The sequence below is a fragment of the Kitasatospora purpeofusca genome, from assembly GCF_000718025.1.
Classification (GTDB): Bacteria; Actinomycetota; Actinomycetes; order Streptomycetales; family Streptomycetaceae; genus Kitasatospora; species Kitasatospora purpeofusca.
The window spans coordinates 582,036-594,801 of the sequence record NZ_JODS01000001.1 but is presented as its reverse complement, the minus strand read 5'-3'; the positions used below and the strand labels follow the sequence as shown (position 1 = coordinate 594,801).

Below are 12,766 nucleotides of genomic sequence, written 5' to 3'. Positions count from 1 at the left end.
CGGGCCGGGGCTCAGGTCCGCTTGCGGAACCGGGCGACGGCGAGCGGCGCGAAGACCGCGGTGATGCCGATCGACCAGGCCAGCACGATCAGCACCGGGTGCGCCACGGCGCCCTGGCCGTTCATCAGGGCCCGGCAGGCGTCGGCCAGCGCGGACAGCGGGTTGACCTTGGTGAAGGCCTGGAGCCAGCCCGGCATGGTGTCGGTCGGGGCGAAGATCGAGCTGCCGAACTGCATCGGCATCAGGACCAGCATGGCGACTCCCTGGACGGCCTGGGCGCTGCGCAGCGCCATGCCCAGCAGCATCGAGATCCACACGATGGACATGCCGAACAGCAGCGAGAGTCCGACCGCGGCCAGCAGCTCCAGGAAGCCGCCCTTCAGCTCGAAGCCGAGGATCAGCGCGAAGACGATCAGGATGGTGAAGGAGAGCAGGGCGCGGCAGGTCTCGGCGGCGATCTTGGAGAGCAGGACCGAGGACCGGCCGATCGGCAGGGTCCGGAACCGGTCCATCACCCCGGTCTGGAAGTCGCTGTTGAGGCCGGTGCCGACGGCCATCGCCAGGGTGATGCCGGTCTGCCCGAGCAGGCCGGGGATCATGTACTGCTTGTAGGCGTCCTGGCCGCCGGAGATGGCGCCGCCGAAGACGTAGACGAAGAGCACGGTGAAGATGACCGGCATCAGGACGGCGTCGAACATCGACTCCGGGTCGGCCTTGATCCGCATCAGGTTGCGGCGGGTCAGCGCGCCGACGTGCCGCAGATGGCCGGGCAGGCCGATCCGGCCCTCCTCGGCCCGGGCGGGGGCGAGCGTGGCGGTGGTCATGCGACGGGCTCCTTGGCGAGGCTGGGGGCGGCGTCCTCGGCCGCCGGGCGGTCCGAGGGCTTGCCGGTGATGGCGAGGAAGACCTCGTCCAGGCTGGGCAGCTTGGTGTCGATGTCGGCGATGCCGAAGCCCCGGGTGCCGAGGACGCCTATGACGGCGGTCAGCTGGTCCTCGGAGGTGAGCGGCACCGACAGCAGGCCGGTGTCGGCGGAGAAGGTGGCGGTGGCGATGCCGGTGTCGTGCAGGCAGCGGGCCATCTCCGGCAGCTCGGCCGGGTGGCCGGGCCGGACCTGGAGGGTGCGGCCGCCGACCTGGGCCTTGAGGTCGGCGATGCCGCCGGCCGCGATCACCCGGCCGCGGTCGATGACGGTCAGCTCGTTGGCGAGCTGCTCGGCCTCCTCCATGTACTGGGTGGTGAGCAGCACGGTGGCGCCGTCGGCGACCATCCGCTGCACCTCGTCCCAGACCTCGTTGCGGGTGCGCGGGTCCAGGCCGGTGGTGGGCTCGTCCAAGTAGAGGACCCGGGGGCGGCCGATCATGGAGGCGGCCAGGTCGAGGCGGCGGCGCATGCCGCCGGAGTAGGTCTTGGCGACGCGCTTGGCGGCCTCGGTGAGCGAGAACCGCTCCAGCAGCTCGGTGGCGCGCGCCTTGGCCTCCTTGCTGGAGAGGTCGAGCAGCCGGCCGATCAGGTAGAGGTTCTCGTAGCCGGAGAGCAGCTCGTCGACCGAGGCGTACTGGCCGGTGAGGCCGATGGTGCGGCGCAGCTGCTTGGGCTGGCGCAGCACGTCGTAGCCGCCGACGAAGGCGGTGCCGGCGTCGGGCTTGATGAGGGTGGAGAGGACGCGGACCAGGGTGGTCTTGCCGGCTCCGTTGGGGCCGAGCACGCCGAGGACGGTGCCCTCGCGCACGGTGAGGTCGACGCCGTCGAGCGCCTTGGTGCTGCCGAAGTGCTTGACGATGCCGCGGACCTCGACGGCATTCCCCGCAGCGGGCCCCCGGTCGTTCGGGGCGGTGGAGATTCGTGTCATGCGAGAAGACTGTCCGACCCGGCTGTCAGCCCGCTGTCAGCCGGGTGTCGGGCGGGCGGCCTGTCGGCGGGCCGCTGTCGGCGCGCTGTCAGGCGGCTGTCACCGGGGCCCGGCCCGGCCGCGGCCGGGTCCCGGTGACGGGGAGCGCGTCAGTGGAAGGTGTGCTCCGGGGCGGGGAAGGCGTCGCCGCGGACGTCCTCGGCGAACGCGCGGGCGGCGTCGCCGAGGACGGCCCGCAGGTTGGCGTACTGCTTGACGAACTTGGGCACCCGGCCCGCCGTCATCCCGGCGAAGTCGGTCCAGACCAGCACCTGGGCGTCGCAGTCGACCCCGGCGCCGATGCCGACGGTGGGGACGGTGAGCTGCTCGGTGACCTGCTTGGCCAGCTCGGCGGGCACCGCCTCCAGGACGACCGCGAAGGCGCCGGCCTGCTGCACCGCCTTGGCGTCGCGCAGCAGCTGGTGCGCGGCCTCGTCGCCGCGGCCCTGGACGGGGTAGCCGCCCAGCGCGTGCACGGACTGCGGGGTGAGGCCGATGTGCGCCATCACCGGGATGCCGGCCTCGACCAGCAGCTCGATCGAGCGGGCGCTGCGCTCGCCGCCCTCCAGCTTGACCGCGCCGACCCCGGCGTCCTTCATCAGCCGGACCGCGTTGTGCATCGCCTGGGCCGGGGACTCCTGGTAGGAGCCGAACGGCAGGTCGGCGACGATCATGGCCCGCTTGGTGCCCCGGACGACGGCGCCGGCCAGCATGACCATCTGGTCCATGGTCACCGGCACGGTGGTCTCGTAGCCGAGGTGGCAGTTGCCGGCGGAGTCGCCGACCAGCAGGACGGGCGTCCCGGCCTCGTCGAAGACGCCGGCGGTGAGGGCGTCGTAGGCGGTCAGCATCGACCACTTCTCGCCGCGCTGCTTGGCTGCGGCGAGGTCGCGGACGGTGACGCGGCGGGTGGTGACCCCACCGTAGAGGGTGGTGGTCGACGCCTGGTTCTGGGCAGGCGAAGGCGAAGAAGCGTTCATCGAACAGGCTCCTGAAGGGTTGTCGTCTCGTGGCGCCGTGCGGCGTCCCCGGATCACCTCCATGCTTGCACGGCCCGGCGCGGGTGCAAAAGGGGCGAGGCCGCGCCGGGTGCGGGAGAGGCGCGCGGGTCTTTGCCAGGGTTTTACGAAACGGAGTCGTCTCGTATCGAAATGAGCGCTACGCTCACTGCGGGGGGTTTACGAGACGACCGCGGCTCGAATGTGCCCGCCAGTGCCACGCCGTACCACGGACGGGAAGAAGCCATGACCACCGCCGCCGCCGCACCACCCCGGGTGCCGGAAGCCATCCACCGCCGCCGCTGGGCGATCCTGGGCACCCTGGTGCTCGCCCTGCTCGTCGTCGTCCTCGACAACTCGATCCTCAACGTCGCGATGAAGACCATCGCCTCCCCGGCGCCCACCGGCATCGGCGCCAGCCAGAGCGACCTGGAATGGTCGATCAACTCGTACACCCTGGTCTTCGCCGGACTGCTGTTCACCTCCGGACTGCTGGGCGACCGCTTCGGCCGCAAGCGGGCCCTGCTGGCCGGCATGGTCGTCTTCGGCCTCGCCTCGCTGCTCTCCGCGCTCGCCTCCACGCCGGGCGAACTGATCGGCTACCGCGCCCTGATGGGCGTCGGCGGGGCGCTGGCCATGCCGGCCACGCTCGCCATCATCATGAACGTCTTCGAGCGCGCCGAGCAGCCCAAGGCGATCGGCATCTGGGCCGGCGCGGTCGGACTCGCGATCGCGATCGGCCCGATCACCGGCGGCCTGCTGATCGAGCACTTCTGGTGGGGCTCGGTCTTCCTGGTCAACGTGCCGATCGTGATCGTCGCGCTGATCGCGATGACCCTGCTCGTCCCGGAGTCCAAGGACCCCAACCCGGGCCGGATGGACCCGGTCGGCGTGCTGCTCTCCATCGTCGGCCTGGTGGCGCTGATCTACGGCATCATCAAGGGCGGCGAGCTGGCCGACTTCACCGCCGTCGCGGCCTGGGGGCCGGTGCTCCTCGGCCTGGTGGCGCTGACCGCCTTCGTGCTCTTCGAGCGCCGCACCGCGCACCCCGCGCTGGACGTCAACTGGTTCCGCAACAAGGTGTTCAGCGCCTCGGTCGTGGTGATCGGCGTGGTGTTCTTCGCGCTGATGGGCGTCTCGTTCTTCGGCGTCTTCTACACCCAGAGCGTGCGCGGCTACAGCGCCCTGGAGGCCGGCGTGCTGATGCTGCCGCTGGCCGCCGCCCAGCTGGTCTTCGCCCCGCGCGCCCGGTTGGTGGTCGACCGCTTCGGCGTCCGCGCCACCTCCGCCGCCGGCATGGTGTTCATCTCGGTCGGCTTCCTCGGCTACCTGCTGCTGGGCGCCACCACCCCGATCTGGGTGCTGGTCGTGCTCGGCCTGCTGATGGGCACCGGCATGGCCCACGTCATGCCGCCGATCACGGTCGCGATCATGGGCTCGCTGCCGCGCGAGAAGGCCGGCGCCGGTTCGGCCGTCAACAACACCTTCCGCCAGGTCGGCGGCTCGCTCGGGGTCGCGGTGCTCGGCGCCGTGCTCTCCACCGTCTACCGCGACGGGGTCTCCGACAAGCTCGCCCAGCTGCCCACCCCGGAACTGCGGGAGAAGGCGGGCGAGTCGCTGGAGGCCACCATGGCCGTCGCCGCGCGGCTCGGCGAGCGGGGCAAGGAACTGATCGGCCCGGCCAACGACTCCTTCATCCACGCGATGCACGTGGTGGCCGGGCTCTCCGCCGGGATCACCGCGGTCGGCGCCCTGCTGGCCTGGTTCCTGCTGCCCGGCAAGGTGCCGGCCGGCGGTCCCGCGGGCGGTCCCACCGGCCCCGGTGCGGCGGCGGACGCGGCACAGCACGGCGAGCGGGCGGCCGCGGCCCTCGGGAAGGCGGCCGCGGACGCCTGACCGGCGGCCGGGCTGAGCGAGAATGGGGCCCTGCCGCCGGGAGGACTGCCGGTGACAGGGCCCACGAGCGCGTGCGACCCCCGCCACTCTCCGGGCGGGGGCTCCACAACCGGGAGATGCGAGATGAAGACCGACCCGACGGCCGCGCCGCCGCCCTGCACCGGCCCGCGCCGCGGCAGGCCCCGCAGCGAGGCCGCCGAACAGGCGATCTTCGCCGGCGTCGAGGAACTGATGGCGGCCGGCACCAGCCTGGCGGAACTGACCATCGAGGGCATCGCCACCTCCGCCGGCGTCGGCAAGGCCACCATCTACCGGCGCTGGCCCAACAAGGAGGCCCTGCTGATCGACATGGTCAGCAGACTGGAGGAGCCGCTCCCCGAGACCACCGGGTCGATCCGCGGCGACCTCGTCGCGATGATCGAGTACATGCGGCAGCGCGGCCTGGCCAAGCGCTCCCGCTGGGTGCTCAAGGCGGCCCTCGGCCAGATGCACAGCTGGCCCGAGCTGCACGCCGCCTACCGCGCACGGGTGATCGCACCCCGCCGGGAGGCCGTCCGCCAGGTGATCCGGCGCGGCGTCGCCGGCGGCGAGCTGCGCGCCGACCTCGACGAGGAACTGCTCGGCGATCTGCTGAGCGGCCCGATCCTCGCCCGCAGCGTGCTCTGGGACGACTCCGACCTCGACGACCCGCGGCTCGCCGAGCGGATGGTCGACGCCCTCCTCGACGGCGTCGCGGGCCCCGCCCTCCGGTCCGCCCGGACCTGACCGGACGGGCACTCCCGCAGTCGTCCCGCAGTCGTCCCGAGGCCGTCCCGCGCCCGCCGCCCGGCCCGGCCTCCGGCATCGCCGCAGGCCGGGAGGCGGTCGCGGCCCGGCCGACCGCGCAGTGGCCTGGCTCACCAACCGGGCCACGCCGGAACCCCGGTCGCCCGGCCGGGCGTCTGTCCCGACATAGGCTGGGCCGGAATCCGACCGAACCGGCACAGGTCCGGCACGCCCTCCGCCGCCAGGCGGCAGCGGCCTCGCGGACGGACAGACGGCGCGAACGACGGGAGTCACGGATGGCGCAGGCGGACAGGGCGGACCGGGTGTCCCCGGCAGCGGCCGGCGACCCGGGATCCGGCCGACGCCCGGCCGGGTTCCTCGGCGTGCGCGACTGGGGCCGGGACGCCCGGGGCAGCAACACCTGGCGGCGCGGCCTCGCGCTCGCCGTACTGGCCCTGCTCACCGGCGCCCTGCTGGCCTTCCACGCCGAGGTGCCGAACAGCGTCGGCAACCTCGGCAGCCTGCTGGAGACCTTCCTGCCCTGGCTGGGGCTGGCGGTGCCGGTCCTGCTCGTCCCCGCCCTGCTGCGCCGCTCCGCCACCGCGCTGCTCGCGCTGCTGGTGCCGGTGGTGATCTGGGCCAACATGTTCGGCGGCCTGCTCACCGACAAGAGCGGCGGCACCGGGGACTTCACGGTGGTCAGCCACAACGTGGCCGCCGCCAACACCGACCCCCAGGGCACCGTCCGGATGCTGGAGAAGTCCGGGGCGCAGATCGTCGCGCTCCAGGAGCTGGCCGGTCGGCCGCTGCGCGCCTACGAGTCCGGGCTGGCCGCGACCTACCCGTACCACGCGGTGGAGGGCACGGTAGGGCTCTGGTCCAAGTACCCGATCGGCGACGTCTCGGTGGTGGACATCAAGATGGGCTGGACCAGGGCGTTCCGGGCCGAGGTGACCACCCCGAAGGGCCCGCTCGCGGTGTACGTCGCCCATCTGCCGTCGGTCCGGCTCAAGGCCGAGGGCGGCTTCACCGTCAACCAGCGGGACGTCAGCGCGCAGGCGCTCGGCGACGCCGTCGAGGCCGAGCCGCTGAAGAAGGTGCTGCTGCTCGGCGACCTCAACGGCACCATGAACGACCGCAGCCTGGCGCCGATCACCTCGCAGATGCGCTCGGCCCAGGGCGCGGCCGGGGACGGCTTCGGCTTCAGCTGGCCGGCGTCCCTCCCGATGGCCCGGATCGACCAGATCATGAGCAAGGGCGGACTGGAGCCCACCGACTCGCGGACCCTGGAGCGGGACGGCAGCGACCACCTCGCGGTGGCCGCCACCTATCGCTACAAGTGATCCGCCGAGGGGGCCCGGCGCCTCGGCCCGGGCCCGTACTCAGCCGCGGCGCCACCGGTTGGTGATCGGCAGCCGGCGGTCCCGGCCGAAGCCCTTGACCGAGATCTTCGGGCCCGGCGGGTACTGCCGGCGCTTGTACTCGGCGGTGTCGACCAGCCGCACCACCCGGTCCACCACGGCCGGGTCGAAGCCGGCCGCCACGATCGCGTCCCGGCCCTGGTCGCCCTCGACGTAGAGGTCGAGGACGGTGTCCAGCAGGTCGTAGTCCGGCAGCGAGTCGGTGTCCTTCTGGTCCGGCCGCAGCTCGGCGGACGGCGGCTTGACGATGGTGTTCTCCGGGATCGGCGGCACCTCGCCGAGCCGCTCGGCCTCCTCGTTGCGCCAGCGGGCCAGCCGGAAGACCAGCGACTTGTAGACGTCCTTGATCGGGCCGTAGGCGCCGACCGAGTCGCCGTACAGGGTCGAGTAGCCGACCGCCAGCTCGCTCTTGTTGCCGGGCGCGAGCACGAGGTGCCCCTCCTGGTTGGAGATCGCCATCAGCAGGGTGCCGCGCAGCCGGGACTGGAGGTTCTCCTCGGCCAGTCCGGTCAGCTCGGTGGCGGCCACGTAGGCGTCGAACATCGGGGCGATCGACACCGTGCGGAAGTGCAGCCCGGTGCGGCGGGCCAGCTCGGCCGCGTCGTCCCGGGAGTGCTGCGAGGAGTAGCGGCTCGGCATCGAGACGCAGTGGACGTTCCCGGCGCCGACGGCGTCCACCGCGAGGGCGGCCACCACGGCCGAGTCGATGCCGCCGGACAGGCCGATCAGCACCGAGCGGAAGCCGTTCTTGTGCACGTAGGCCCGGGTGCCGGAGACCAGCGCGGACCAGATCTCGGCCTCGTCGGTGATCCGCGGCGCGACCTCGGCCCGGACCCGCTCGGCGGGCGCGTCGGCGGGCTCGCCGCCCAGCTCGGCGCGGACCAGGTGCAGGCCGTCGGCGAGCAGCAGCCCGTCGGTGTGGTCGCTGCTGGCGGCCGGCAGGTCGAGGTCCAGCACCAGCAGGTGCTCCTCGAACTGCGGCGAACGGGCCAGCACCTCGCCGTCCGGGGCGACCACGATCGAGTCGCCGTCGAAGACCAGCTCGTCCTGGCCGCCGACCATGTTCACGTAGGCGAGCGTGCAGCTGGCCTCGGCGGCCCGGCGCCGCACCAGCTCCAGCCGGGCGTCGTCCTTGTTCCGCTCGTACGGCGAGCCGTTGATCACCAGCAGCAGGCCGGCCTCGGCCTCGCGGGCGGCGGTCACCCGGCCGCCGTCCTGCCAGATGTCCTCGCAGATCGCCAGCGCGACGTCCACCCCGTGCACCCGCACCACCGGCAGCTGGTCGCCGGGGACGAACCAGCGGTACTCGTCGAACACGCCGTAGTTCGGTAGGTGGTGCTTGGCGAACCGGGTGGCGACCTCGCCGCGGAACAGCACCGCGGCGCAGTTCTGCGGGGATCCGGCCGGCCGGCCGAAGCGCGGCGAGGCCTGCTCCGAACGGCCGAGGTAGCCCACCACCACGGGCACCTCGCCCAGCCCCTCCGCGGCGAGCCGCCCGGCCAGCCCGGTCAGCCCGGACCGCGACGCCTCGACGAAGGAGCGGCGCAGCGCGAGGTCCTCGACCGGGTAGCCGGTCAGGGCCATCTCGGGGAACGCGACCAGCTGGGCACCGGCCTCGACGGCCTGCCTGGTCCAGTGCACCACCTCGTCGCCGTTGCGCGCGATGTCACCGACCCAGGGGTCGGTCTGGCAGAGAGCGAGACGCAGATTGGGCATACCGACGAGTCTAATCGTCGATCTGACGTTATGTCTCGGCCGGGGTCGCCAGTGCCTCCGGCGGCCGCGATCCGCCATGATGGGGAGCAGTCGCTGCCGGGGTGGTTTCCGGGCGTAACACGAACGTAAAGAGCAGAGGTGAGACTGTCCCCATGGGCAAGCAGCAGGAGTTCGTGCTTCGGACGCTCGAAGAGCGTGACATCCGGTTCGTCCGGCTGTGGTTCACCGATGTCCTGGGGTTCCTGAAGTCGGTGGCGGTGGCGCCGGCCGAGCTGGAGCAGGCGTTCGAGGAGGGCATCGGCTTCGACGGCTCGGCGATCGAGGGATTCGCCCGGGTGTACGAGTCCGACATGATCGCGAAGCCGGACCCGACCACCTTCCAGATCCTGCCGTGGCGCTCGGAGACGCCGGGCACCGCCCGGATGTTCTGCGACATCCTGATGCCGGACGGCTCGCCCTCCTACGCCGACCCGCGGTTCGTGCTGAAGCGCACCCTGGAGAAGGCCTCCGCCCAGGGCTTCACCTTCTACACCCACCCCGAGATCGAGTTCTTCCTGCTGAAGAACCTGCCCGGCGACGGCACCGCGCCGATCCCCGCCGACCACTCCGGCTACTTCGACCACACCCCGCGCGGGGTGGGCCACGACTTCCGCCGCCAGGCGATCACCATGCTGGAGTCGATGGGCATCTCGGTGGAGTTCTCCCACCACGAGGGCGCCCCCGGGCAGCAGGAGATCGACCTGCGCTACGCCGACGCGCTCTCCACGGCCGACAACATCATGACCTTCCGGCTGGTGATGAAGGAGGTCGCGCTGGAGCAGGGCGTGCACGCCAGCTTCATGCCCAAGCCCTTCTCCGACCACCCCGGCTCGGGCATGCACACCCACCTCTCGCTGTTCGAGGGCGACCGCAACGCCTTCCACGAGTCGGGCGCCGAGTACCAGCTCTCCAAGGTCGGCCGCTCCTTCATCGCCGGCCTGCTCCGCCACGCCGCCGAGACCGCCGCCGTCACCAACCAGTGGGTGAACTCCTACAAGCGGATCTGGGGCGGCTCCCAGCGCACCGCCGGCGCCGGCGGCGAGGCCCCGTCGTACATCTGCTGGGGCCACAACAACCGCTCCGCGCTGATCCGGGTCCCGATGTACAAGCCGGGCAAGCAGGGCTCCACCCGGGTCGAGGTCCGCTCCCTGGACACCGGCTGCAACCCCTACCTGGCCTACGCCGTCACCCTGGCGGCCGGCCTCAAGGGCATCGAGGAGGGCTACGAGCTCCCGCCGGGCGCCGACGACGACGTGTGGGCCCTCACCGACCCCGAGCGCCGCGCCCTCGGCATCCAGCCGATGCCGCAGAACTTGGGCGAGGCGATCGACCTGATGCAGCGCAGCGAGCTGGTCGCGGAGACCCTCGGCGAGCACGTCTTCGACTTCTTCCTCAGGAACAAGAAGCAGGAGTGGGAGGAGTACCGCTCCGAGGTCACCCCCTTCGAGCTGCGCAAGAACCTCCAGGTGCTGTAGGTCCCGCCCCGGGGATCCCGCCGCAGGGGTCCCGCCGCAGAGGCTGACGCCACGTCAAGCACCACCGGGCCCGCCGTCGTTCCAATGGATGACGGCGGGCCCGCCGTTTGGGTTGGCCCGTTCCCTGATGGCGGTACGTGAGGAGATTGTGACGTTGCGTTGTGATCCGATAAGCGTGATCAATCCCCTCCCCCCTGAGAGGACCTCATGCCCTCCTCCACCGTCAGCCGCGCCGCCGCCGTCCGTACCCTCGCCCGTCGGATCGGGATTTCCGGTGTGGCCGTCGTCGCAGTCGCCGGACAGCTGCTCACCGCCCCGATCGCGGACGCCCGCGGCTCGGGCCCCAAGGGCCCGCAGCAGCGTGCCGACACCATCGTCTCGAACCCGCTGCCGTTCAAGACGCGCTTCCAGGGCGACTTCCACGGCTCCGTCACGCGGATCAGCAACTCCCTGATGACCTGCGACGAGACCCAGCCGCCGGTCGACCCGGCGCAGCCGCCGTGCGTGGACGCCCGGACCGGCGCGGGCAGCCGGCCGATCAACAACAACTACCAGATGAAGTACATCAACATCGATCCGGGCAGCATCGGCCCGCTCGGCGACGAGATCTACTCGGCCAGCTCGGCCGACCTCGGGCTGCTGGAGGGCTCCAAGGTCAAGTACGCCCGGCTGTACTGGGGCGGCACCCGCGGCATCGGCAGCACCGTCCTGCCGGAGAGCCAGATCGACGAGATCTACCTGAAGGTCCCGGGCGAGAACCAGTACCGCAACATCGCCAACGACCAGCCGTCCATCGGCTACATCACCACCACCGAGGAGAGCAGCTACCAGGCCTCCGCCGACATCACCGACCTGGTGAAGAACGCCGGCAACGGCACCTACACCGCCGCCAACATGGACTCGGTGGTGAAGCCGCACAGCTGGGGCGGCTGGTCGATCGTGGTGGCCTACGAGAACGACTGCAAGCCGCTGCGCCACGTCCACATCTGGGACGGCTTCCAGGTGGAGCTGCCGGACAGCCCGCCCCGCGAGTTCACCCTCGACGGGCTGCAGACCCCGGCCACCGGGCCGGTCGCCGGCAAGCTCGGCTTCATCGTCTACGACGGCGACCTGAAGTGGACCGGGGACACCCTGGCGATGAAGTCCACCAACGGGCCGCTGTCGATCTTCTCGGACGTCAACCACGCCTCCAACGACGCGTTCAACTCCACCATCGAGGAGCTGACCCCGGCGGACCAGTTCGTCCGCAACCCGTACAACCGCAACAACTTCGGCTACGACTCCAACCGCTGGGACATCTCGCCGTTCCTGCGCAACGGGGACACCGACATCAGCATCAAGTTCGACACCGACAAGGACGGCTACGACCTCGGTGTCTTCTACGCCTACGTGAACCTGGACGGCTCGCTGGAGGGCTGACCGCCCGCCACCGACCGGCGCCGCTGCCGCACCACCCGCACCGGGGGGTGCGGCAGCGGCGTTCCGGTGTGCCGGGGCGCCCCGCGCAGCAGCCGCTCGCAGGGGCGCTCCACCCACCGGTGGAGGGCGCCCGCCACGGCCAGCGTCCCGGCGGCGAGCAGCAGGTCGACGGCCAGCAGCGCGAGCGTCCCGGTCGGTCGGCCGGCCGTCCACAGCCAGCAGCGGATGCCGATCTCGTGCACCAGGTACCAGGCGTAGGACCACTCGCCGAGGAGCACCGCCGTCCGCCCGGAGAGCAGCCGGGGCGCGGTGCCCGCCGCGTCCCGCCCCGCGGCGGCCACCAGCAGCGCCGCGAACAGCGGGGCCGGGAACAGCTGCGAGGCGCTGTACGGGCCCCACCACAGGGAGTCGGGGACGGCCGCGTGCCAGGGCACCAGCAGGACGTGCCAGCCGGCCACCGCCGCCGCGGCCGCGCCGAGCCGCACCCGGGGGAGCAGCCCGTGCCGGGCGGCCAGCCCGGTGACCACCCCGAGCACGAACTGCGGGGTGCGGGTCAGCGGCAGGTAGTCCAGCAGCCAGCCGCGCAGGGCCGGATCGGCGGGCAGCAGCGCGCCCGCCGTCCACAGCACCGGGCCGAGCGCGGCGCAGGCCGCCGCCAGCGGCAGCCAGCTCCGCCGGCGCGGGGCCAGCAGCCGCAGCAGGCCCGGGAACAGCAGGTAGAACCAGGCCTCGGCGCCCAGCGACCAGGAGGCCGGGTTGCCGCCGAAGACCGTCCCCGGCGCCCAGGCGTGCAGCAGCGGCAGCGACCAGAGCACGGCCGCCAGCGGGACGGCCAGGCCCAGGGCGGCGTTCGCGCCCAGCGACAGGGCGGTGGTCAGCGCGTGCAGCGGCCAGATCCGGGCGAACCGGCGCCGGGCGAAGGACCGGGCAGTGGCCGGCGAGCCCTCGTACGTCCAGGCGAGGACGAAACCGGAGAGGACGAAGAAGAAGGTGACTCCCGAACGTCCGTACCAGGACAGTGGGCCCAGCAGCGGCAGCTCGCCGAGCTTGCGCGCCAGGTGGTAGAGCACCACCAGCAGCGCGGCCCAGAAGCGCAGCCCGGTGAGCGAGGGCAGACGACCGGGCATCGGACCCTCCGGGAGGGTG

10 protein-coding genes are annotated in these 12,766 nt (G+C 72.2%); 5 read left to right on the top strand and 5 right to left on the bottom strand.

Features of this window, described 5'->3' with window-relative positions; genetic code table 11:
* Positions 1-11: 11 nt before the first annotated feature.
* From IF01_RS0102700 to panB, 3 genes are all read right to left on the bottom strand, one after another.
* A complete protein-coding gene (locus IF01_RS0102700) occupies positions 12-824 on the bottom strand; it encodes an ABC transporter permease (RefSeq protein ID WP_030391586.1) in 813 nt (270 codons plus the stop codon).
* Complete coding sequence (locus IF01_RS0102695; protein WP_030391585.1) at positions 821-1,852, bottom strand: daunorubicin resistance protein DrrA family ABC transporter ATP-binding protein; 1,032 nt, start codon at positions 1,850-1,852, stop codon at positions 821-823. Before IF01_RS0102695 ends, IF01_RS0102700 begins: the two co-directional genes overlap by 4 nt.
* 149 nt (positions 1,853-2,001) lie before the next feature.
* The gene (panB, locus tag IF01_RS0102690; protein ID WP_030391584.1) at positions 2,002-2,871 is read right to left on the bottom strand and encodes a 3-methyl-2-oxobutanoate hydroxymethyltransferase; all 870 of its coding nucleotides are present in this window, start codon (positions 2,869-2,871) and stop codon (positions 2,002-2,004) included.
* A gap of 264 nt (positions 2,872-3,135) precedes the next feature.
* On the opposite strand from panB, the gene IF01_RS0102685 reads away from it, so the two are divergent.
* The 3 genes from IF01_RS0102685 to IF01_RS0102675 all read left to right on the top strand — a co-directional run bounded on the left by IF01_RS0102685 (position 3,136) and on the right by IF01_RS0102675 (position 6,893).
* On the top strand, positions 3,136-4,785 hold the full coding sequence (locus IF01_RS0102685; protein WP_051754835.1) for a DHA2 family efflux MFS transporter permease subunit: 1,650 nt from the start codon (positions 3,136-3,138) through the stop codon (positions 4,783-4,785).
* Between the two features lie 123 nt (positions 4,786-4,908).
* A complete protein-coding gene (locus IF01_RS0102680) occupies positions 4,909-5,550 on the top strand; it encodes a TetR/AcrR family transcriptional regulator (RefSeq protein WP_030391582.1) in 642 nt (213 codons plus the stop codon).
* Between the two features lie 296 nt (positions 5,551-5,846).
* Complete coding sequence (locus tag IF01_RS0102675) at positions 5,847-6,893, top strand: endonuclease/exonuclease/phosphatase family protein (protein ID WP_030391581.1); 1,047 nt, start codon at positions 5,847-5,849, stop codon at positions 6,891-6,893.
* Positions 6,894-6,932: 39 nt separating this feature from the next.
* On the opposite strand, the gene IF01_RS0102670 is transcribed toward IF01_RS0102675, so the two are convergent.
* The gene (locus tag IF01_RS0102670; protein WP_030391580.1) at positions 6,933-8,687 is read right to left on the bottom strand and encodes an NAD+ synthase; all 1,755 of its coding nucleotides are present in this window, start codon (positions 8,685-8,687) and stop codon (positions 6,933-6,935) included.
* Between the two features lie 152 nt (positions 8,688-8,839).
* Here IF01_RS0102670 and glnA2 point away from each other — a divergent pair, with 152 nt between their 5' ends.
* Complete coding sequence (glnA2, locus tag IF01_RS0102665; RefSeq protein WP_030391579.1) at positions 8,840-10,201, top strand: gamma-glutamylpolyamine synthetase GlnA2; 1,362 nt, start codon at positions 8,840-8,842, stop codon at positions 10,199-10,201.
* A gap of 207 nt (positions 10,202-10,408) precedes the next feature.
* Entirely contained in the window at positions 10,409-11,620 is a 1,212-nt protein-coding gene (locus tag IF01_RS0102660; RefSeq protein WP_030391578.1) for a hypothetical protein, read from the top strand.
* Here IF01_RS0102660 and IF01_RS0102655 read toward each other — a convergent pair.
* Positions 11,587-12,747: an acyltransferase family protein gene (locus tag IF01_RS0102655; protein ID WP_051754834.1), complete on the bottom strand. Its 1,161-nt coding sequence runs from the start codon at positions 12,745-12,747 to the stop codon at positions 11,587-11,589. The two genes, IF01_RS0102660 and IF01_RS0102655, sit on opposite strands and share 34 nt — an antisense overlap.
* Positions 12,748-12,766: the final 19 nt, after the last annotated feature.